This is a genomic window from Patescibacteria group bacterium (assembly GCA_026415775.1).
Classification (GTDB): domain Bacteria; phylum Patescibacteriota; class Minisyncoccia; order UBA6257; family JAAZHW01; genus SKW32.
Map to the genome: position 1 here is coordinate 200063 of JAOAGL010000001.1, position 23849 is coordinate 223911.

Here is a 23849-nt window from a genome sequence, read left to right on the forward strand (position 1 = left end):
AGTGATTATGAATCGTTTTTCTATTTTTTACCTTTTTTCCATTGCCTTCAAAAGAATCAGAATCTTTTTAAAAGATTGGTATGTTAATAGTTTTATTGGTTTTTGGGATTTTCTTTTAAGGAATTTAACCAAACTTGATAAAACATTCGCGGTTAAAATTACAATGCGACACTGGTTGGAGCCGCTTTATCAAGATAGAACAGTTGTTGGCTATGTTTTGGGGTTTATTTTTAGAACTTTAAGAATTGTTATTGGTTCAATTGTTTATTTAATTGTGGTCGTTTTTGTGCTTTTTTGCTATTTACTCTGGGCATTTATCCCATTTGTTTTGTTAGTTAAAGCCATTGCTTAATATATGAATATCGTTGGTAATAAAGAACAATTTTTTTATCGTGATGCACGTTTGGAAATGACTTTTTTTGAGCGCGTTTTTGTGCGTTGGGCAGTAATTCTTTTTTGGGTAGGTCTTACAGCGCTAACAATTTTATTTATTTTAATGAGAGAGTCTTCTTTAAAATTTTTCGGATATTTTTTGGCGCTTTTTATTCTTGATCGTTTACTTAACTTAAATCGCTCTGAAAAAATTTTTAATCGCCAATTTGAAAAACAGATTTTAAATAATCCAACTTTAAAAATAAATTTATTACCTTATTGTGAAGTATCTATTAGAAAAACAATTGAAGCGGCTTATGATAAAACAATTTTACAAGGCGGCAACTTTTACCTTCATTTATTAAACGAATTTTTAAATGATAAAAGGTTTCAGGACGTTTTTAGGAGATTAGAAATTAAATATGAGGAAGTTGAGGCGGCCACTCATGATTTATTGAATAAAAACTCAGAGAAAAAGACAAAGAAGGAATTAATTAAAATGATTAGCGAGTTGGTAACGCTAAGTTATTTTTTGCGCGATAGAAATTACATCAAGAGCAAAGATGTTTTTGCGGCAATTTTTCATATCCAAAACAACGAGATAGAGCGCTTAAAAAATTATTTTCGATTCACCGAAAAAGACATAGCTCTGGCGGCAGTGTTTTCTGAGTTTGCTAGTCAAATTAAAAGATGGCGTGTTGTACCAGAAGAGCGACGTGCTTTTGTAAAAGAATTTAAACATCGCAGACAAAGAATTATGAATCGCGCTTGGACCGCTCGACCAACTCCTACCTTGGATAATTTTAGTACGGATTTAACTAATTTGGCGCGATTAGAGCAAGTGGGTTTTCTTATTGGCCACGAGAGGGAATTAAAACAAGTTATTAATATTTTATCCCGCGCGAGCAATAATAATGTTTTATTGGTTGGCGAACCATCAGTTGGTATCGGAGCAATTGTCAGACATGTTGCTTATTTAATTAGTAAAGATGAAGTGCCGCACGAACTTTTTGATAAAAGATTGGTAATGTTATCAATCGATGAATTAGTTGCGGGCTGTGATCCAATTACTGTAACCGAACGATTAAAAAAGATAATTTCAGAAATTTTAATTGCGCGCAACATTATTTTATTTATTCCTGATATTCATAATTTGTTTAAAACTTCAACTCAAGGCTATTTGCAAGCAGCAGAAGTTTTAATACCAATGATTTCTAAATCAGGTATTCAAACTATTGGTTCAACCACGCCAGATATTCTTAAAAAAGAATTAGAAACCAAAAAAGATTTTATTAGTTTATTTGAAGCAGTAAGAGTAGAAGAAATTAGTGAGAGTGAAGCGACGCTATTTTTGATATATTCTTCATTGATTTTGGAAAAAAGATTTAAAGCACAGATTACTTATCCAGCAATTAAAAACGCGGTAAATATTGCTCATAGATATTTTAGAGACAAACTTTTGCCTTTAAGTGCTGATGATTTTTTGAAGGAGGTTTTGGCTGATGTAAGAAATCTTGGCCAAAAAATAGTTACTAGTGAAGATGTGATTCGAGTTGCTCAACAAAAAATTAATGTTCCATTGTCAGTGGCTAGCAAAGAAGAAGCTCAAAAACTATTAAATTTAGAAGAAATCATTCATCAGCGATTAATTGATCAAGAGGAAGCAGTAAAAGAAGTAAGTAAGGCACTAAGAGAATATCGCGCTGGTTTATCAAGAAAAGGAGGACCAATTGCGACTTTTCTTTTTGTTGGTCCAACGGGTGTTGGTAAGACTGAATTAGCAAAAACTTTGGCGCGAATTCAATTTGGTTCAGAAGAAGCAATGATTCGTTTTGATATGTCACAATATCAGGATAAGAAAAGTATTTTTGATTTTATCGGTACGCCAGAAGGAGATAAAAAAGGAATTTTAACTGAAGCAGTTCGTCAAAAACCCTATTCATTGATTTTGCTTGATGAATTTGAAAAAGCGCACACTGATTTATTAAATATCTTTCTTTCTGTTTTTGATGATGGTCGTTTGGTTGATAATTTTGGTAGAACCATTGATTTTACTAATACAATAATCATTGCCACTTCAAATGCTCATTCCAATTTAATAAAACAAAGAATAGAGGAGGGAGTAGATATTGAAAATATTGCCACGGAATTAAAAAAGCGTTTAACCGAATATTTTCCACCGGAGTTAATAAATCGTTTCTCAGATATCATTGTTTTTAAACCACTTCGTCCGGAGGATTTGTTGAAAATTACAAGTTTATTGCTTAATGATTTAGCGAAAAATTTAAAAGAGGAAAAAGGTATCGAATTGGTTTTCGATGAGTCTGTTATTAAGAAATTAGTCGAAGTTGGTTATGACCCAGTTTATGGCGCGAGACCTTTAAGAAATGCCATTAGCGATAATATTAGGAGTTTATTAGCTAATTCTATCCTTCAAAATGAGTTTGTAGCTGGTGATAGGGTTTTGTTGGTTTATGAAAATGAGAAATTTGAGGCGAAAAAGACAGGATAGTCGGGTTTAAATACTTGACAAAAAAATTGTTTTGAATAGTATAAAATACAATAAATCCTGGTTATTGTTTTTATAATTTATTTTTTAAAACTTTGATTCAATTTTTAATAAAAATATAAATTTGGAATTAAAGCCCTTGCGGGCGCTGTTTCTTTTAATAAAATTTTTAATCGTCAAAAATATAATTGATTTATAAATAATTATGCTGCCTCAAAAAATTTTTGCCAAATCCCCTAGATTTTTAGAAACATTAAAACACTTGCCACATTTAGCAGAAATTCAGATAAAATCTTATGAATGGTTTTTGAAAGAGGGGTTAAGGGAATTATTTTATGAAATTTCGCCTGTAAAGGATTATACTGGCAAAGAATTAGAACTTTATTTTGAAGATTACTATTTTGATCAACCGAAATTTAATGAGATTGAAAGTCAAGAAAAAAATTTAACCTATGAAGCAGCGTTAAGGGTGAAATTGAAATTAGTTAATAAAAAAACTAACGAGACGAAAATCCAAGAGGTTTATTTTGGCGAAATTCCAATGATGACCTCGCGCGGAACTTTTATTGTTAATGGCGTTGAAAGAACCGTGGTTTCTCAGATTATTCGGTCAAGCGGTTTATATTTGACAGCAATTCAAGCACGTGGACGAAAATTGTTTGGCGCTAAATTAATTCCCAATCGCGGCTCTTGGTTAGAATTTGAAACTGATTTAGACTCCGCTATTTATGTTAAAATTGATCGAAAAAGAAAAGTACCAGCGACGTGTTTGTTAAGAATTTTTGGTTTGGATACCAATGAGGCAATTTTAAAAACTTTTGCTGATGTTGATAATGGAAAGATAAAATATATTGAAAAAACTTTAGCAAAAGATATTGCTAAAACAAAAGAAGATTCTTATGTTGAAATTTATCGACGTATCCGGCCGGGAGATTTAGCGACGCCCGATAACGCTAAAAGCTTAATTGATGGCATGTTTTTCAGGGAAGATCGTTATGATTTGGGTGAAGTAGGAAGATTTAAATTAAATCAGCGTCTCAATCGAAAACCAGACGAAATAAAAGAGAGGACATTGACGCTTAAAGATTTGGTTGAAGTTGTAAAATTAATCATTTCTTCTAACAATAATGATTTAGCTGAACCCGATGACATTGATCATTTAAGCAATCGCCGAGTGCGGCCAGTTGGGGAATTATTACAAAATCGTTTAAGGGTTGGCATCATGCGTTTGCGCCGAACAATTCAGGAGAGAATGTCCACTTTGGATATTTATAATTTAGTGCCAGCTCAATTAATTAATGCAAGACAGATGATGGCGGTTGTTTGGGAATTTTTTAGCACTTCTCAATTGTCTCAATTTTTAGCCCAAGAAAATCCTTTAGCCGAATTAGAGCATAAAAGAAGACTATCAGCGATGGGGCCAGGTGGTTTACATCGCAAACGTGCTGGTTTTGAAGTTAGAGATGTGCATCCAACTCATTATGGCAGAATTTGTCCAATTCAAACACCCGAAGGACAAAATGTCGGATTGGTCACTTATTTATCAACATTTGCTCGATTAAACAGATTAGGTTTTATTGAAACGCCATATTTTAAAGTGAAAAAAGGACACATCACTGATGAAATCATCTATTTGGATGCTTATGAAGAAGAAAGATATCATATTGCCCATTCAAATGTGAATATTGATAAAAATGGAAAAATTGTTGATGAGATGGTTGAGGCTCGTTATCGAGGAGAGCCGGGCTTTTATCGTCGCGATGAAATTGATTTAATAGACGTTTCGCCATTTCAAATTTTAAGCGTTGCCACTTCTCTAATTCCATTTCTAGAACATGATGATGCTAATCGCGCGCAAATGGGTTCGAATATGCAGCGACAAGCCGTTTCTTATATGTATAGCGAGGCGCCGTTGGTGTCGACTGGTTTAGAGGCCAAGGCAGCACGTGATTCAGGTCATGTGCTGGTTAGTGATGTTGATGGTGAGGTGGTAGAGGTTGATGGACGTCATATTAAGATAAAAGTAAAAGGTACAAATAATTACAAAGTTTATACTTTGCGTACTTTTGTTCGTGCTAATCAATATACTTGTATTTCTCAAAGACCAATTGTGAAAAAGGGCCAAAAAATTCACAAGGGTGATGTTTTAGCTGATAGTTTGCAAACAAAAGATGGAATGCTGGCTCTGGGAAAAAATTTATTAGTTGCTTTTATTTCTTGGGGCGGCGCTAATTATGAAGATGCAGTAATTTTGTCTGAAAGAGTTGTGCAGAATGACTTGTTCACTTCTATCCATATTGAAGATTTTGTTTGTGATGTGCGCGAAACAAAATTAGGACCGGAGATTACCACATTAGATATTCCCAATGTTTCTTTGGAAAAACTTAAAGATTTGGATGAAGAGGGTATTGTTAGAATTGGCGCGGAAGTGAGAAGTGGAGATATTTTGGTTGGTAAAATTTCACCAAAGGGTGAAGGGGAGTTAACCGCAGAGGAAAGGTTGTTGAGAGCAATTTTTGGTGAAAAAGCCCGCGATGTTAAAGATACTTCCTTAATTTTAAAACACGGCAAAAGAGGAAGAGTGGTCGGAATAAAAATTTTCTCTCGTGATCGAGGCGACAAATTAGAGCCGGGAATTATTAAGCGTATCCAAATCGAAGTGGCACAAAGACGTTTGATTAGAGCAGGAGATAAGTTGGCGGGTCGTCATGGTAATAAGGGTGTTATTTCTAAAATTGTTCCTGTTGAAGATATGCCTTATTTAGAAGATGGAACACCAGTTGATATTATTTTAAATCCATTGGGCGTTGCTTCTCGTATGAACCTCGGTCAAATTTTAGAAACTCATTTGGGATGGGCAGCGCATGAATTGGGTTACCAAGCTATCGTGCCAGTTTTTAGTGGGACAACCGAAGAGGACATTAAGAAAGAATTAAAAACAGCTGGGTTGCCTGAAGATGGAAAAGTAATTTTATATGACGGCAGAACTGGTGAGCCATTTGAAAACAGAGTGATGGTTGGCTACATCTATATGATGAAATTAGTTCATATGGTTGAAGATAAAGTTCATATGAGATCCATTGGTCCTTATTCGTTGATTACTCAACAACCATTAGGTGGAAAGGCGCAATTGGGTGGTCAGCGCTTTGGAGAAATGGAGGTTTGGGCACTAGAGGGATATGGCGCTGCTTATACTTTACAAGAAATGTTAACAATAAAATCCGATGATATTAAAGGAAGAATTTCTACTTATGAATCAATTGTGCGAGGCCAAGAATTTAAGAGTCCGAACATTCCCGCTTCTTTTCATGTCCTTGTTAACGAGTTGAAGAGTTTGGCTTTAAATATTGAACTAATCGGCGTAAAGGAAAAATCAAAGACTGTGGAAGAAAAAGAAGAGGAAGGAAAATTATTCTCTGAAGCTATGGAAGAAAACAAATATTTAGAAAATAATCAAGGTCAAAGTCAACAATCAAAAGAAGAATAAAATTATGTTGCCAGAAGATTTTTTAGCCATTAAATTAAAATTAGCCTCCCCAGAAGAAATTCTTTCTTGGAGTTATGGGGAAGTAACAAAACCTGAAACAATTAATTATCGCACTCAACGACCAGAAAAAGATGGTTTATTTTCTGAAAGAATTTTTGGCCCAACAAAAGATTGGGAGTGTTATTGTGGAAAATATAAGAGAATTCGTTATAAGGGCATTATTTGCGATAAGTGTGGTGTGGAAGTAACTCGCGCCAGCGTTCGTCGTGAAAGGATGGGCCATATTAAATTAGCTTGTCCAGTGGCCCATATCTGGTATTTAAGAAACATTCCATCTCAAATAGCCCTTTTCTTGGGGGTTAACCAACAGCAATTAGAGAGGGTCATTTATTATACAGCCTACATTATTACTAAAGTTAATAACGAGGAACGCAAAAAAGCTTTAGAAGATTTAAAATCAGAATACGAAAGCAAAAAGAAAAATACTTCGAAGGATAAATTAAACGTTTTAGAAACTCTTTATAAGCATCATGTGGAAGAGTTAAATGGCCTTTATCCGCTAAAAATCATTTCTGAAATTGAATATTTCAATTTAAGTAAAAAATTTGGACATGTCTTTGAAGCTGGAATTGGTAGTGAACCGATAGTTGAATTGTTGAAATCTATAGATTTAAAGAAAAAAGAAAAACAATTAATCAAAGAATTTAAAGAGAAAAAAAGTGATAAAAAGAAAATTCTTCTTCAATTAAAACTAATCAAATCTTTTGTCAAAAATAATTTAAGACCGGAATGGATGTTTTTGACGGTTTTACCAGTTTTGCCACCAGATTTAAGACCAATGGTGGCTTTAGATGGCGGTCGCTATGCCACTTCAGATTTAAATGATTTATATCGACGCGTTATTAATCGTAATAATCGACTGAAAAAACTTTTAGAATTAAATGCGCCAGAAGTAATTATTAGAAATGAAAAAAGGATGTTGCAGGAAGCGGTTGATGCTTTAATTGATAATAGCGCTAGAAAAACTCAAATTCAATCAAGCGCTCAGAAGCGACCATTAAAATCGCTTTCTGATATTTTGCAAGGTAAACAGGGTCGTTTTAGACAGAATTTATTAGGAAAGCGCGTTGATTATTCTGGTCGTTCGGTTATTGTAGTTGGTCCAGAATTGCGACATTTTGAATGCGGATTGCCTAAAGTAATGGCCTTGGAATTATTTAGACCATTTGTGGTTAATAAATTGTTAGAAAGAGGAATTGTTTTTAATATTCGCAGCGCTAATCGATTGATTGATCAAGGACCAGCAGAGGTTTGGGCTATTTTAGAAGAAGTGATAAGAGATAAATACGTATTATTAAATCGCGCGCCAACACTGCATCGTTTAGGCATTCAAGCTTTCAAACCCGTTTTAATCGAGGATTTAGCTTTACGCATTCCGCCAATGGTTTGTACAGCTTTTAATGCAGATTTTGATGGCGATCAAATGGCAGTTCATTTGCCATTGACTCAAGAAGCTCAAAGAGAAGCTCGTGAAATTATGCTTTCTTCTTTGAATTGTTTAAAGCCAGCTAATGGTGAACCAATCATTAATCCCACAAAAGACATCATTGTTGGATGTTATTATTTGACAAAAATATTTAACAATCTAAAAGGAGAAGGAAAAGTTTTTTCTTCGCCAGAAGAAGTTATAATGGCTTATGATTATAAAATTATTGATTTAAAAGCCAAAATAAAAATCAAGCCTTACAAAGAGTTTTATTTCAAAAAGATAGGCGATGTTTTGGTGGCTGAAAAATACGAAAGCCCGAATACTTTAATTGAAACTTCCGCTGGCCAGATTATTTTCAATGATATTTTCCCTAAAGATTTTCCTTTTGTCGGCGAGGTTGTTGAAAAGAAGTTTTTAAGTAAATTAACGGATTACATTATTAGTCATTTTGATTCGGTTGTCGCGATTGATTTGTTGGATAAAATCAAGGCATTGGGATTCCATTATGCAACTATTTCGGGAATTACTTGGTCCATGTCGGATTTGCTTATTCCTGCCGAAAAAGAAGAAATTATTAATGAATCCAGAAAAGAGATTCAGACAATCGAACAACAATTTAATGAAGGATTCTTAGCTCGCGATGAAAAAAGAACTCATGCGATTAAAGCATGGGAAAAAGGATTATCAAAGATTTCTAAAAATATTACAAAGGCATTGCCGGAAAACAATCCCGTTTTTCAAATTATTGATTCTGGCAGTCGAGGATCATGGGGACAGTTGACTCAGATGATGGGCATGAAAGGTCTGGTGCAAAATCCAAAAGGTGAAATTATTGAATTGCCAATTCTCTCTTCTTATAAAGAGGGATTAAGCGTTTTGGAATATTTCATTGCAAGTCACGGCGCTCGAAAAGGATCTAGCGATACCGCTTTGAAAACTGCCAATGCCGGTTATTTGACGCGCCGTTTAATTGATGCTACACAAGAAGTAATTGTTACTGAAGAGGATTGCGGTGCTACTAAAGGCATTACTGTTTTTCGAGCTGATGGCGCTGAGTATGGTCATCGTTTCAGCGCTCGATTAATTGGAAGAACAGTGCTAGAAGATATAAAAATTGGCAATAAAATAATTATTAAAGCCAATGAAGTGATTACTCCTCAAATAGCGGAAATAATTGAAAAATCTGATATTGAAGCAGTCAAAATTCGTTCGCCAATTACTTGTAAAACTTTGTGGGGAGTTTGCGCTAAATGTTATGGATATGATTTGGGTTATAATAAACCTGTTGTAGCGGGCACGCCAATTGGTATTATTGCTGCTCAATCAATTGGTGAACCAGGAACGCAATTAACATTAAGAACGTTCCATACAGGCGGTGTTGCTGGTCAGGATATTACTCATGGTTTGCCTAGGATTGAAGAGTTATTTGAAGCGCGAACCCCAAAAAATAAAGCAGTTATTACTGAAGTTGATGGAGAAGTAACTAAAATAGAAGAACAAGAAAAAGAAATCATCATTCATATTAAATCAAAAAAGGAAACAACCAAAAAAATTAAAGGGAAAACTCATAAGTTAAAAACTACAGATGCCCATCAATACTCTATTCCTAAAACGAAGAAAATTTTGGTTAAAGAGGGCGATATTGTAAAGGCGGGAGATAAATTATGTGTGGGCGATATTGATCCTAAAGAATTATTGAGAGTTACTAACCGCGAAACAGTTGAACGATATATACTTTCTGAAGTTCAGAAAATTTATGTTTCTGAAGGTGTAAGTATTAATAATAAACATTTGGAAATTGTTATCCGACAAATGTTTGATAAGGTTAAAATTAAAAACCCAGGCGATAGCGATTTCTTAATTGGCGAAATTGTTTCCAAATCCAGATTTTTGGAGGAAAATAAAAAATTGAAAACCAAAGGTAAAAAACCAGCTAAAGCTGTTCAATTGTTTTTGGGCATTACTCGTTCGGCTTTAGCCAGCGAAAGCTTTTTGGCTGCCGCTTCATTCCAGGAGACAACAAGAGTGTTGGTGAAGGCTGCGCTCGAGGGCAGGGTTGATTATCTCCGTGGCTTAAAAGAAAATGTTATTATTGGCCGTTTGGTGCCGGTTGGCACTGGATTCAGAAAAAACGAAGAACAGCAAATTGCGAAAAGAAAAAAATAATAAACAACAAAACCGCTCTTATATAAGAGCGGTTTTGTTAAAAAGAAAAAAATTATTTACTATTTTTTGTTTTGTTTGAAAGAGTGATTATTTTGTTTTGAATTAGAACCATTTTCACTTAGAGCTTTAAGAGAAAGACCAATTCGCCCGTTTTCATCAATTTTTACGATTTTCAAAGTTAAAACTTGTCCGATCTTAACCTCGTCTTCTACTTTTTCAATTCGACGATGAGCAATTTCCGAAATATGCAGCAATCCTTCTTTGCCAAAACCAAGATCAACAATGGCGCCGAAATCCAAAATTTTAATAACTTTACCCGTAACAATTTCTCCTTCTTTAAATTCATAAGTAATATTTTTTATAATTCCCAAAGCTTCTTTTCCAGCTTCTTCATTTGGCGCAGTTACAAAAATTGTGCCATCTTCTTCAATGTCAATTTCAACGCCAGTTTTTTTAATGATGTCATTTATTGTTTTTCCGCCCGAACCAATAACATCGCGAATTTTATCAGGATTAATTTTAAGGGTGAAAATTCTAGGTGCTAAAGGTGATAGAGTTGGGCGTGGACTTTCAAGAACTTCAGTCATTTTCTTTAATATTTCCAAACGAGCTTTTTTGGCTTGAGTCAGTGTTTCTTTAAAAATTTGGATGGTAATCCCTTTAATTTTAACATCCAGTTGAATGCCGGTGATGCCATTTTTCGTGCCTGCTACTTTAAAATCCATATCACCATAATGATCTTCGGGTCCTTGAATATCAGTTAGAATTTTGTAATTATTCTCGTCTTCCATTACTAATCCCATGGCAATACCCGCCGCCGGTGTTTTAATAGGTACTCCTGCATCCATCAAAGCTAGAGACGAACCACATACTGAGGCCATTGAAGATGAGCCATTTGAGGATAAAATTTCTGATACAATTCTAATAGTGTAAGGGAAATCATCTTTTTTGGGTATAATAGGCAATAATGATTTTTCAGCCAGTGCGCCATGGCCGATCTCTCTTCTTCCTGGACCGCGCATTGAAGAAACTTCGCCAACTGAATAAGGTGGGAAGTTGTAGTGATGAATAAATCTTTTTGTATCGCTTTCTTCAATTGTTTCCACTGTTAATCCGTGAGAGGGCGCGGCTAAAGTAACGGTTGATAATGCTTGGGTTGTCCCTCGGATAAATAAACCAGAACCATGAACGCGTGGCAAAATTCCTACTGCGCAATAAAGCGGTCTAATTTCATCTAGTTTTCGACCATCCGGCCTCTTTTCTTTTTCCAAAATATTTTTGTGAACTAAAGCATCTATCTCATTTTCTAAAACAACGAACGCTTCTTTAATTTTGTTTTCATCCATGCCGTCATTACGCAATGTTTCTTCCAAGTCGTTTTTAAGTTGCTGTAATTTGGAAACTCTGTCAATTTTATCCGTTACATATATTGCTTCTTCCAATTTATTTTTAAGAAAATCTTTGGTTTTTTGTTGAATTTCTGCATCGATTTGTTTGAATAATACTTGGGCTTTTGGTTTAGCCATTTCTTTGATGATTTCTTTTTGGAAATTTTGAATTTTACCGATTTCTTTAAGAGCTAGTTCAACAGCATCATTCATTTTTTCTTCGCTAATTTCATTAGCGCCAACTTCAATCATAGTGATAGCGCCATCGGCGCTGCTCAGAAAGAAGTCCAAATCGCTTTTTTCTCTGTCGGCAAAAGAAGGATTAATCACAAAATCATTATTAACCAAACCAATTCGAAGAGCTGAAATTGGACCATTCCAAGGAATGTCTGATGTGGATAAAGCTAAAGATGCTCCAATTAAAGCAGGGAAGTCCGGGTCATTTTCGCCGTCAATTGCCAAAACCGTAGCAACAACTTGCACCTCGCGTCTCATATCGTGATTAAAAAGAGGGCGAATAGAACGGTCAATCAAACGCGCATTTAAAATGGCGTTTTCTGACGGCTTCCCTTCTCTTCTTACAAAACGACTCCCCAAAATTTTACCCGCGGCGTAAAAACGCTCTTCATAATCTACAACCAATGGGAAAAAATCAGCTTCTAAACGATCTGTTTTCCCCATTGTGGCCGTAACCAAAACAACAGTTTCACCGTATTGAATTAAAACTGAACCATTGGATTGTTGAGCAAGCGGTGTAAATTTTGCTGTTAATTTTTTACCCGCTATTTCTAAAGAAAAACTTTTTTCTTGCAACATACAATATAAAATTTTTCCAAGAAACAATTTAATTTAGCGCAGAGGAGAAGATTGCAATTCCTCTCCTCTGCTCTAAATTGTTTCTTGGAATTATTAATAATTTTGTTTAAAAATTTTATTTTTCGACTTTTTTATTAAAGAACTTTTTATTAAAAATTTTTGTGGATTTTTTTCTAAATCAATAAAATCATCAGCCACCTCTTTTAATTTTGATGAAGCGCTGCGACCAAAAGCAACAACCTCTACTATTTTACCTATTCCTTTCAGATAATCAACTAATGGCAAAAAATCGCCATCGCCCGTAACGAGAATTATACTATCAACTGAAGGGGCCATGCGAATAGCATCAACAGCTAAACCAACATCCCAATCAGCCTTTTTTAAGCCATCAGGATAAATTTGCAATTCTTTAATTCTTAATTCAATTCCGATATTTTGAAGCGCTTCAAAAAAAGATGCTTCTCCTTCAACAACATCACTTTTTACAACGTAGGCAATTGCCCTAATTAATCTACGATTGGCTACTGCCGCTCTCAAAACTTCTTTAAAATCAACACGCGCTTGATAAAGATTTTTTGCTGAATGATAAAGATTTTGGATATCAAAAAAAATTGCCACTCTTTGATCTTTATATTTAATAATCATAACTATAAAAAACTATTTTAATCCCAAAGTTTTCGTTAATTTATTGTAACGGCGAATAGATTCTTTTTGAAGAAAATTGAGAAGTTTTTTTCTTTTAGAAACCATTTTTAATAGTCCACGTCGTGAATGATTATCTTTGGGGTGTTTTTTTAGATGGGCAGTTAATTTATTGATTTGTTGGGTTAATAAAGCAATTTGAACTTCTGCCGACCCCGTGTCTTTCTCGTGTTTTCTGTATTTGCTAATTAATTTTGTTTTCTCTCCTTTCTTTAGCATATAGATTGATAATAACATAAAGATTAAAAGTTTGCAAGATATGGAGATAGAATGATATAATATAAAAAGGAAAAACATGAAAAACAAAAACCTGTTAGATTTAAAAAAACAATATTTGGAATATTTAGAAATAGAAAAAAACCGCAGTTTAAAAACGTTGGAGAACTATAATCGTTATTTAACGAAATTTTTAAATTTCTTAGCCAAAAACAATAACAAAAAAATTGAGCAGTTAAATATTGATGATGTTGACCAGGAGGCGATTAGGCGGTTTAGATTATACCTGAATCGTTTGGAAGGAAAGCAACAAAATTTAAAAAAAGCCACACAGAATTATTATATTATTGCTTTACGTGGTTTTTTGAAATATTTAACAAAAATTGGAATTGAATGTTTGGCTCCTGACCAGGTGGAATTGGCTAAGGTGTCTCGCAATGAGATTAATTTGATTAGTTTTAATGAATTGGAACGACTATTGAATGCGCCTGAGGGTAATGATGTTAAGTCTTTGCGCGATAAAGCAATTCTTGAGACATTATTTGCAACTGGGTTGCGCGTTTCTGAGTTGTGCAAATTAAATCGTGATAGTGTGAATTTGGAAAGAGGTGAATTCAGTGTGAAGGGCAAAGGGGGAAAAATTCGTCTAGTTTTTCTTTCGGAAGATGCAAAAGAAGCGATTAAAAAATATTTAAGCAAAAGAACAGATATTGAAGAGCCACTTTTTGTCACCTTTAAAAAATCGAAAAAATATGAAGTGTTGGGCAGAATGACGCCGCGCAGCGTTCAGCGGATGATAAATTTTTATAGCAAAAAAGCAGGAATCGTAAGAAAAGTGACTCCCCATACACTTAGGCATCTATTTGCCACAGATTTATTGCAAAATGGTGCTGATTTGCGCTCGGTTCAAATGCTTCTGGGGCATAGTAATATCAGCACAACGCAGGTGTATACACATTTAACCGATAAAGAATTAAAAGAAATTTACCAGGCTTTTCATGGCCGTCGTCGAAAACGATAATATCTATTGACAAAAAGAAAATTTATTTCTAATATTTATTTTGTTAAAAAATATGGCCAGTAAAAATTTACTTCAAACAATTAAAGAATTTGTTGGAATTTTGCCAGAAAAACAAAAAGAGATAGTTGAGAAACGATATGGTTTAATAAACGAAAAACCTTTAACACTAGAAGCTATTGGCAAGGAAAAGGGGTTAACGCGCGAACGTATTCGTCAAATTGAAGCGGTTGCTTTAAATAAATTAAGAAAAAATTTGAATGAATTAAACGAGGTCCTGGAACGCATTAAATATCAATTAGAAATAATCGGAGGAATTAGACGAGAAAAAAAATTATTAGAGGAAACCCCTGTTTTATTGGTTGATAATCCAAGAGAACTTTGGGAGAACGAGAGGATTAAAAATCAATGGGAAAACCATATTAATTTTTTATTAGATTTAAGTCCAGAATTTAATTATTTTTTAGAAAAACCCCATATTTATTCTAACTGGTATTTGAAAGAGGAATACCTCAATAAAACCCTAAACATTTATAAATTTGTTGAAAAACAAATTAAAATTTATAAACGACCATTAATGCTTGATGAATATCAATTATTATTGCGGAAAATAATGAAAGAATTCCGTATTCATAATGAAAACTTAGTCGTTTCTTATTTAGATGTCTGCAAAAAGTTTGGATTTAATCCTTTTGGTGAATTTGGTTTGGTTGATTGGGAATTAATCAAGCCCCACAACGTTAAAACCAAAGCCTATTTAATTTTAAAGAAAATGAGCCAACCGATGCATTATAGTGAAATTCTCCAAAAAATTAGAGAACTTAATTTTGATGACAAAAAAATTTCTATTAATAGTTTACATAATGAGTTAATTAAAGATGATTCTTTTGTTTTGGTGGGTAGAGGGATTTATGCATTAAAGGAATGGGGATATCAGGCTGGAACCGTAAAGGATGTTTTGGTTAAAATTTTGGCCAAAAAACCAATGTACTTCCGTGATATTTTAAAAGAAATTGCCAAACAGCGATTGGTTAAAGATATGACAGTTTTGATTAATCTGCAAGATAAAAATCTTTTTAAAAAATTGCCTGATGGCCGCTATACTATAGTTTCCTCAAAAAAATAATTTTGGATTATAATTAAATTAATGAGCGAAGTATTTGAAATTTTACAAGGGGTTATTTTATCCATTTGGAAAATTTTTAAATTTGTTTGGTGGATTATTATCCCCCTTGTTTTAATAAAAGCGGTTTATGCGCTTTGGCTTGAATACGTTAAAAAGAAATTTCTTAAGAAAATCGAATATACAATTTTTGAAATAAAAATTCCCCGCAACATCGAAAAAAGTTTTAAGTCAATGGAGGATATTTTCGCGGCGCTTCATTCTATTCAGATTTCCAAACCGAATTGGAAGGAAAGAGTTTTTGAGGGTAAAACTCAGTTGTGGTTAAGCGCTGAGATTTTGGGTAATGGTGAAGGGGTTTCCTTTTATATTCGCACGCCAAAAGATTATAAAAATTTGGTTGAGGCCCATCTTTACGCTCAATATCCAGATTTGGAATTAAATGAGGTTGAGGATTATACCAGCATTTTTGCTGCTTCTTTGCCAAATAAATTTTGGGATTTATGGGGGTTAGATTTAATGTTAATTCAACCCTCACCATATCCTATTCTTACTTATCCCTATTTTGAATCACATAAAGATGAGAAAATAGTGGACCCTTTAGCTGGTTTATTTGAAACAGTTAGTAAATTAAACCCAGATGAGAAAATTTGGATTCAAATTTTATTTAAACCAGCTGATGATAGTTGCAAAAAAGAAGGAGAATCAATAGTAGGGAAACTTATTGGCAAAAAAGAACCAACCCAGCGTTCTTATTTTGATTATATTCTAGAATTCTTTTATCACTTATTTCGAGCGCCACTCACTCCACCTGAGTGGTGGGAAGAAGGCGGTTCAGGTGGTTCACCGGGTTCAGTTCAGAATTTAACACCCGGCGAGAAAGACGTGATAGAGGCAATTCAGAGAAAAATTTCTAAGCTTCTTTTTGATGTAACAATCCGTTTTGTATATATAGATCGCCGCGACGCTTTTACACGTTTGAATATTACTAGCGTTATGGGATTTTTCAGACAATTTAATACCCTACATTTGAATGGATTCAAACCATATAAGCCTTCCGTTCCAAAAGCCAAATGGCCATTTAAAGAACAAAAAGAGTTTTGGAAAAAAACCGTTTTATTTAAAAATTATTTGAAACGCAAATTTAATTCCGATACAAAAATGGTTTTAAATACTGAAGAGTTGGCTACTCTCTTTCATTTCCCAGTCAATGTTGTTGAAGCGCCAATGCTTAAAAGAATTGAAGCTAAAAAAGGTGAACCACCAATTAATTTACCTATTGAGAAATAAAAAAACACTAATCCTGCTTGACAGGATTTTTATATTTTATTAAAATTCAGTTATAATATTAAAGGTCCGTTTTAACGGACCTTTATTGCTAGAAAGTCGCGTGTTATTTTATTAAATCCATTAATTAACCATGTTTGATTTAAAAGATTTCTCTTTGGCTATTAATCAAATCGCTGAAGAAAAAGGTATTAGCAAGGATAAGATTTTAGAGGCAATTGAACAAGCCATTGCTGCCGCATATAAAAAGGAATATATGAATAAAAGCAATATCGTGCGAGCGAAAATTGACCCGGAAACTGGTGAGGTAAAATTTTGGCAGGTAAAAATTGTTGTTGAAAAAAGTATGCTAAAAGAAGAAGACGAAGAAGGGGATAAGGCGGAAAAAGACGAGGTTTCCCAATTAACGGCTGTAGAGCAACAAATTAAAAATGGTGATGTGGTGAAAAAAATAAAATTTAATCCGGAACGTCACATTCTTTTGGAAGAGGCACAAGAGATAAAACCGGAAGCGAAGCCCGGAGAGGAAATTATTTTCCCCTTGGAAGCCCATGAAGAATTTGGTCGTATTGCTGCACAAACGGCAAAACAAGTTATTTTACAAAGGTTGCGTGAAGCAGAAAAACAAGCAGTTTTGGATGAGTTTAAAAACAAGGAAGGAGAATTGGTAAGCGGGATTATTCAAAGAGTGGAAAATAGAAATGTTTATGTGAATTTAGGACGCGTTGATGGGGTGATGTTTTATAATGAGGCAATTCCTAATGAGCGATATCGAATCGGCGAAAGAATGAAATTTTATTTGTTGGCAGTTCAAGAAAATACAAAGGGTCCCATGATTATTTTATCGCGTAGTCATCCAAAATTTATTTCGAAACTGTTTGAAATGGAAGTGCCGGAAATTGCTTCTGGTGTAGTGAAAATTATGGCTATTGCTCGCGAGGCCGGCTTCCGCAGTAAAGTGGCTGTTCATTCAACTGTGGCAGGTGTTGATCCGATCGGTTCCTGTGTAGGTCAAAAAGGAACAAGAATCATGGCTGTTTTAAATGAATTAGGACAAGAAAAAATCGATATTATTAAATGGTCGGAAGATGCTGAAGAATTTGTAGCTCAAGCTTTATCACCGGCTAAGGTTTCGCGGGTAGAAACACATCAAAGACGAGAAATGCGAGTTTTTGTACCTGAGGATCAGTTGTCTTTGGCTATTGGTAAAGGAGGGCAAAATGTGCGATTAGCCGCCAAATTAACAGGTTGGAAAATAGACGTACGAAGTGAAGCGGCGCCGGATCAAATTGTTGAGGATGGTGTAGCCGAAGCAATAGAGGAGGTTGTTGATAATGGAGATGTTGATGCGGAGCAAGTCGATAAAAAACAAGAGAAAGAAGATAAATAATCATGAATCACAAAATTTCTTATTTACCAAAATCACAGATTGAATTGGAAGTAGTTTTGTCGCCAGAAGAAATGGAGAATTTTTGGAAATTGGCAAAAGATAAGGTTCTAAAAGATGTTAATTTAAATGGTTTTCGGAAGGGGAATATTCCTGAGGAATTAATTAAAAATACTGATTTGGAGGAGAAAATTTTTGATGAAGCCGCTAATTTAGCATTTCGAAAAAGTTTAGCCGACGTAGTGAACGAGTTAGATTTAGAATTAATTGGTCAGCCAGAAGTTAATATCAAAAAAATTGCTCCTCAAAACGAATTTATTTATATTTTAAAAAGCGCTATTTTGCCGAAACCAAAATTAGGCGATTATAAAACAATCAGTCGAGATGTTTTTAAACAAAAAAAGGTTTTAGATGTTTCAGATAAAGAAATTGATGATGCTATTGATTGGTTGCAAAAATCTCGAGCTAAAGTTGTTGAAGTTAATCGGCCAGCCCACAAAGATGATGTTGTTGAAATAGAGGCCAAATGTTTTATTAATGGGGAGGCGATAAAAGATTTTCCAGAGAACGATCGTTTTATTTTGGGTCAAGGCAAATATCCAGCGGGCTTTGAAGAACAATTAGAGGGCTTGTCAAAAAATGATGAGAAAAAAATTTCAATTCAAACCCCAGCTGATTATTGGAAAGAAAATTTAAGAAATAAACAGTTAAATTTTGAAGTTAAAATAAAAAGTGTAAATGAAAGGCAATTACCAGAATTAAACGATGAATGGGCTAAAAGTCTAGGAAATTTCAATGGTTTAGATGAATTAAAGAATTCCATTAAAGAAGGCATTTTAATGGAGAAAGATTTAAAAGAAAGAGAGCGATTAAGAATATTATTGCTGGAAAAATTAATTGAAAAAGCCGAGATTGAACTGCCAGATATTTTAGTTGATGGCGAAACAGAAAATCAATTTCATTCGCTAAGACATTTTATTGAGGATCAAGGAATGAGCTTTGAAGAATATTTGCGAAAGATTAATAAAAAAGAAGAAGAATTAAAAAAAGAATTGAGAAAAGAGTCCGAGAAAACATTAAAAGGATTTATTGTTTTAAGAACAATTGCCAAACTAGAAAATTGTGAACCATCTCCAGAAGAGATAAATCAAGCTACTAATGAGATTTTAAACCAAAAAGCAATGGAGGGGGTGGATGTAAATCAAATTGACAGGGCGGCGCTTATGGAATATACTAAAGAAAGATTAACCAATGAAAAAGTTTTTCAATTTTTAGAAAATCAAGTCAATAACTAATAAAAAATAAACCATGGAAGAAGAATATTTTAATTTAATACCAACCGTTATTGAAAAATCGCAATTTGGTGAACGCGCTTATGATATCTATTCGCGTTTATTGAAAGAGCGTATCATTTTTTTAGGTGGACCAATTAATGATGCCGTAGCTAATAGTATCATTGCTCAGCTTTTATTTTTGGAACATGAAGATCCAAAAAAAGACATCCAGTTTTATATTAATAGTCCCGGCGGAATTGTGACTTCAGCATTAGCTATTTATGATACAATGCAATATGTTAAGCCCGATGTTTCAACAATTTGTTTGGGACAGGCAGCTTCAGCGGCAGCAGTATTATTAGCGGCTGGGACGAAGGGTAAAAGATTTGCCTTGCCCAATGCTGAAATTTTATTGCATCAAGTCATGGGCGGAGCAGAGGGACAAGCGGTTGAAATAGAGATTACAGCTAAGCAGATTTTAAAGATTAAAAATAAAGTTAATGAAATTTTATCTAAACACACTGGGCAGCCATTGGAAAAAATAGAAAAAGATACGGACAGGGATTTTTATTTGAGCGCTCCTGATGCCAAAGAATATGGCTTAATTGATGGGATTGTCCAGAATACAAAAAAGAGACCCAAGTAAAAATATGTAAATTAAATATCAAAAAGCAGCCATTCGGCTGCTTTTTGATATTGTTATTAGTGCCCAGGGCGGGATTCGAACCCGCACGGCCAAAAGGCCCACGCCCCTCAAACGTGTGTGTATACCAATTCCACCACCTGGGCAGATAAATAACTTTAAAAATTATAAGAAATTTTCAAAAATTTTCAACTCGCTTATTTAAAATTTTTATTTTATAATTTAATTGAATCATGTCCGAAACAAATCAAAAGCAGGCATTGGCATGGATTGTTGGTGTAAGTATGGGTTATGGCCACCAAAGAACAGCTTATGCTTTGAAAGAATTTTCGCCTGATAAAAAATTTATCAATGCCAATGATTATTCAGATATTCCCAAAAAAGATAGAAGTATTTGGGAAGGTTCGCGCCGTTTTTACGAGTTTATTTCTAATTTTTATAACTTACCTTTAATTGGTAAAATCGGCTTTTCCATTTTCGATTATTTTCAAAGAATCCCCCAGTTTTATCCCAAAAGGAATATTTCAAAAGCTGATTTTGTTTTAAGGCATATTTATTATTTGATTAAGAATGGATGGGGAAAGCATTTAATAGAAAAATTGAATAATGAGAACAAAAAAATTGGCAAAAAGATTCCTTTGATTTCTACTTTTTTTACGCCAGCTTTTATGGCTGAAGAACATAATTATCAAGGAGAGATTTTTTGTGTTGTTTGCGATAGCGATATTTCGCGCACTTGGGCGCCATTGATTCCTTCGCAAAGTCGTATTAAATATTTTGCGCCGACGGAGCGAGTGGTAGAAAGATTAAAATTGTATGGCGTTAAGAATGATAATATTTTTTTGACGGGATATCCTTTGCCAATTGAAAATATCGGCCACAAAAATCCAGATGTTTTAAAAGAAGATATGAAAAATAGAATTTTTAATTTGGATCCTCAGAAAAAATATATTTCAAAATACCAGCGTCTGATAGAAACTGAATTAGGATTGATTCCTCAACGAAGCAATCATTTATTAAGTTTGATGTTTGCCATTGGTGGAGCTGGCGCACAAAAAGAAATAGCCATAGATATTGTTAAGGGACTTAAAGCTGAAATTCTAAATAATAAAATAAAAATTTTAATTTCTGTCGGCGTAAAACCAATTGTCAAAGATTTTATTGAGAAAAAAATCAGAAAGCTTCAATTGTATCAGAATCAAAATATTGAAATAATTAGCGGTGTTAATTTATACGATTATTTTAATAATTTTAATCAAGCTTTAAGGAAAACGGATATTTTATGGACAAAACCAAGCGAATTATCCTTTTATACCGCCCTCGGATTGCCAATTATTCTTGCTCCTACTATTGGATCGCAAGAAGATTTTAATCGTGATTGGCTTCTAAAATTAGGCTCAGCGCTTCCTCAGGAAAATGTGAAATATATTAATCAATGGTTTTTTGATTATTTGAATGAAGGATTTTTTGCTGAGGCGGCAATGCAAGGGTTTGTTGAGGGCAATAAAATGGGCGTTATTAATATTAAAAAAATTATTGAATTATGTTGTGGTTGATTATTACTCTTATTTCTTATTTTCTTTTGGCAGCTGTTTATTTGGTTGATAAACATCTTTTGACTGCTACCGTTTTAAAGCCGCGTGTATACACTTTTTATGTTGGTATTTTAGCAATGATTATTGCACTTGTTATACCATTTATCCACTTTTATATTCCGCCAATAAATCAATTGCTATTAAGTTTGTTAACCGGCTTTATTTTTTCTTATTGCTTGCTTTGGTTTTATAAAGGTTTGAGTATTTTTGAGGCTTCGCGTATAATTCCTGCAATAGGTGCTCTTGAGCCGATCCTAACATTTATTTTGATTTTTGTTATTTCTTTTGGCAAAGAGAAGATGAGCTATATTGATTTAATCGCTTTTCTTTTATTAATAATCGGCACTATTCTAATTACCCAAGAAAGAAGAACAAAAATTAATTGGCTAAGTTTAAAATACGCCTTTATTATTGCGTTTTTGTTTTCTATTTTTTTGGTTTTTTCAAAACAGGTATATCTCAATCAGCCATTTCTTAATGGTTTAATTTGGATAAAGATAGGAGGCTTTTTGTTTTCAGTGATTTTGTTTGTTTTATATCCTGAGGTTCGCCAAAGTATTTCTTTTAAAATACAGAGCGAAAAAGTTTCTCCGCGAACACTTTTTATTTTTATTGGTAATCAAATTGTAGGTGGGGGAGCGGGATTTTTACAAAATTGGGCCATTGCTTTATCGCCAATAATTTATGTCCCGATGATTACTGCCTTGCAGGGTGTGCAGTATGTTTTTCTCCTTCTTCTTATAGTCCTTCTGTCATTAAAGTTCCCTAAAATTCTCTATGAAGAAGTTAGCCGTCAGGTTCTTTTTCAAAAGATTATCGCTACAATTATAATTGGTATAGGTATTGCGATTTTGGCTTTTAAATAAAATGAAATCAATTTTTCTTTTTTTAATTATTGTAATTCTTGTTTTGGTAATTGTTTTAATTTGGAGCAAATTTTTTATTCCCGACACCATTGTTTCTAAAATAAAATGGGGCGTTAGTTTTTCTCAAAAACAAAGCGAGGCATTAGGATTAGATTGGCGAGAGAATTATTTAGCCATCCTTAATGATCTCAAAGTAAAATTTTTACGTATCTCGGTTCATTGGGATTTAATAGAACCCATTGAAAATCAATATGATTTTTCGGATTTAGATTGGCAAATAAATAAGGCTAGAGAGGCAGGGGCGCAGATAATTTTGGCTATCGGAATGAAAACACCTCGTTGGCCAGAATGCCATTTACCTGATTGGGCGAATAATTTATCTCCAGAAAAACAACAAGAGAGAGTAAATAATTTAATCAGAGAAATTGTTTTACGATATAAAGATGAAGAAACAATTGTGGCCTGGCAAATTGAAAATGAACCATTTTTTCCTTTTGGCGAATGCCCAAAAAGAAAAAAGGGTTTTTTGAACGAGGAAATAAAAATTGTTAAATCATTGGATAATCGAAAAATAATAACAACCGATAGCGGCGAATGGTCTTTTTGGATTAAAACAGCTAAAAGAGGAGATGTTTTTGGTATTAGTTTATATCGCCGAGTTTGGTCAACAACTTTTTCTTTCTTGCATAAGATATTTCCATTTATTCCAGATGGATTTTATTTAACCTATCCTTTCCCGCCAGAATTTTATAGTATACGTGTTAAAATTTTAGAAAAACTTTTGAATAAAAAAGTAATTGTTGCTGAATTGCAGGCAGAACCGTGGAACCCAGTTGCCACATCAGTTTCTTTGCAAGAAGAGCAGAAGAAAACAATGGATTTAGAAAAATTTAAAGAAATGATAAATTTTGCTCAAAAAACAGGTTTGGATGAATTTTATTTGTGGGGGGCTGAATGGTGGTATTGGTTAAAAACAAAACAAAATAACCTCCTCTTTTGGGAGGAGGCTAAAAAACTTTTTATTAATTAATTTTGGTTTATTTTTCAGGCTCTTTTATATCTTGTTCGGCTTTTTCATTGTTGTTTACGATAGCATTTTCGGTGGTTAGAGTTTCTTGTTCGGTCACGACGCTTTCAAAAACAGACAATTTTTTACGAATTTTAGTAGGCGAAAGATGACGCAAAAAATATAATTTTGCCCTTCTAACGCGTGGCGTTTTAATAATTTCAATCTTTTCAATCATTGGTGAATGTAGAGGCCAAGTTTTTTCTACTCCGATACCATCAACAACTTTTCTCACAGTAAAGGTGGCGTTGATGCCCTTTCCGTGTTTTTTTGCTAACACAATTCCTTCGAAAATCTGAATTCTTTCTCTATCTTTTTCTTTTACTTTTTCATGGACGCGAACATGCATCCCAGCTTTAATTTCTGGAATATTTTTTAATTGATCTTTGGTTACTTCTTGGATTAACAAAGCATTCATATGAACTTTAGTATATAAAAATATAAA

The 23849-nt window shown here is 33.8% G+C and carries 16 protein-coding genes, 1 tRNA gene and 1 pseudogene; 13 read left to right on the forward strand and 5 right to left on the reverse strand.

The window, feature by feature from the left end; translation table 11 throughout:
* The first annotated feature begins 7 nt into the window (after positions 1-7).
* From N2692_01150 to rpoC, 4 genes are all read left to right on the forward strand, one after another.
* Positions 8-352 carry a hypothetical protein gene (locus tag N2692_01150; GenBank protein ID MCX8015897.1) on the forward strand — a complete coding sequence of 115 codons (345 nt, stop codon included), beginning with the start codon at positions 8-10 and terminating at the stop codon, positions 350-352.
* A gap of 3 nt (positions 353-355) precedes the next feature.
* Positions 356-2884, forward strand: coding sequence for an ATP-dependent Clp protease ATP-binding subunit (locus N2692_01155; GenBank protein MCX8015898.1), 2529 nt, complete (start codon positions 356-358; stop codon positions 2882-2884).
* A 202-nt stretch (positions 2885-3086) separates the two neighbouring features.
* On the forward strand, positions 3087-6368 hold the full coding sequence (locus N2692_01160; protein MCX8015899.1) for a DNA-directed RNA polymerase subunit beta: 3282 nt from the start codon (positions 3087-3089) through the stop codon (positions 6366-6368).
* 4 nt (positions 6369-6372) lie between these two features.
* The gene (rpoC, locus tag N2692_01165) at positions 6373-10023 is read left to right on the forward strand and encodes a DNA-directed RNA polymerase subunit beta' (protein ID MCX8015900.1); all 3651 of its coding nucleotides are present in this window, start codon (positions 6373-6375) and stop codon (positions 10021-10023) included.
* Between the two features lie 59 nt (positions 10024-10082).
* Here rpoC and N2692_01170 read toward each other — a convergent pair whose 3' ends face one another.
* The 3 genes from N2692_01170 to rpsO all read right to left on the reverse strand — a co-directional run bounded on the left by N2692_01170 (position 10083) and on the right by rpsO (position 13148).
* Positions 10083-12227, reverse strand: coding sequence for a polyribonucleotide nucleotidyltransferase (locus tag N2692_01170; protein MCX8015901.1), 2145 nt, complete (start codon positions 12225-12227; stop codon positions 10083-10085).
* Positions 12228-12320: 93 nt separating this feature from the next.
* Complete coding sequence (locus N2692_01175) at positions 12321-12872, reverse strand: NYN domain-containing protein (GenBank protein ID MCX8015902.1); 552 nt, start codon at positions 12870-12872, stop codon at positions 12321-12323.
* A 12-nt stretch (positions 12873-12884) separates the two neighbouring features.
* Entirely contained in the window at positions 12885-13148 is a 264-nt protein-coding gene (rpsO, locus tag N2692_01180; GenBank protein ID MCX8015903.1) for a 30S ribosomal protein S15, read from the reverse strand.
* Between the two features lie 76 nt (positions 13149-13224).
* Here rpsO and N2692_01185 point away from each other — a divergent pair, with 76 nt between their 5' ends.
* From N2692_01185 to clpP, 6 genes are all read left to right on the forward strand, one after another.
* A complete protein-coding gene (locus tag N2692_01185) occupies positions 13225-14166 on the forward strand; it encodes a tyrosine-type recombinase/integrase (GenBank protein MCX8015904.1) in 942 nt (313 codons plus the stop codon).
* A gap of 52 nt (positions 14167-14218) precedes the next feature.
* Entirely contained in the window at positions 14219-15289 is a 1071-nt protein-coding gene (locus N2692_01190) for an HTH domain-containing protein (GenBank protein ID MCX8015905.1), read from the forward strand.
* A 21-nt stretch (positions 15290-15310) separates the two neighbouring features.
* Positions 15311-16576: a hypothetical protein gene (locus tag N2692_01195; GenBank protein ID MCX8015906.1), complete on the forward strand. Its 1266-nt coding sequence runs from the start codon at positions 15311-15313 to the stop codon at positions 16574-16576.
* Positions 16577-16706: 130 nt separating this feature from the next.
* On the forward strand, positions 16707-17963 hold the full coding sequence (nusA, locus tag N2692_01200) for a transcription termination factor NusA (protein ID MCX8015907.1): 1257 nt from the start codon (positions 16707-16709) through the stop codon (positions 17961-17963).
* A gap of 2 nt (positions 17964-17965) precedes the next feature.
* Positions 17966-19255: a trigger factor gene (gene tig, locus N2692_01205; GenBank protein ID MCX8015908.1), complete on the forward strand. Its 1290-nt coding sequence runs from the start codon at positions 17966-17968 to the stop codon at positions 19253-19255.
* Between the two features lie 13 nt (positions 19256-19268).
* Entirely contained in the window at positions 19269-19880 is a 612-nt protein-coding gene (gene clpP, locus N2692_01210) for an ATP-dependent Clp endopeptidase proteolytic subunit ClpP (protein ID MCX8015909.1), read from the forward strand.
* A 60-nt stretch (positions 19881-19940) separates the two neighbouring features.
* Here the strand turns inward: clpP and N2692_01215 are convergent.
* Positions 19941-20023: transfer RNA gene (locus N2692_01215), tRNA-Leu, on the reverse strand.
* Positions 20024-20110: 87 nt separating this feature from the next.
* Here N2692_01215 and N2692_01220 point away from each other — a divergent pair.
* The 3 genes from N2692_01220 to N2692_01230 are packed head-to-tail and all read left to right on the forward strand — an operon-like array spanning position 20111 to position 23368.
* Positions 20111-21433 carry a hypothetical protein gene (locus N2692_01220; protein MCX8015910.1) on the forward strand — a complete coding sequence of 441 codons (1323 nt, stop codon included), beginning with the start codon at positions 20111-20113 and terminating at the stop codon, positions 21431-21433.
* Positions 21421-22338: a hypothetical protein gene (locus tag N2692_01225; GenBank protein ID MCX8015911.1), complete on the forward strand. Its 918-nt coding sequence runs from the start codon at positions 21421-21423 to the stop codon at positions 22336-22338. Before N2692_01220 ends, N2692_01225 begins: the two co-directional genes overlap by 13 nt.
* A 1-nt stretch (position 22339) precedes the next feature.
* Positions 22340-23368: an endo-1,4-beta-xylanase gene (locus N2692_01230; protein ID MCX8015912.1), complete on the forward strand. Its 1029-nt coding sequence runs from the start codon at positions 22340-22342 to the stop codon at positions 23366-23368.
* 124 nt (positions 23369-23492) lie between these two features.
* On the opposite strand, the pseudogene rplS reads toward N2692_01230, so the two are convergent.
* Positions 23493-23822: pseudogene (gene rplS, locus N2692_01235) on the reverse strand (50S ribosomal protein L19).
* Positions 23823-23849: the final 27 nt, after the last annotated feature.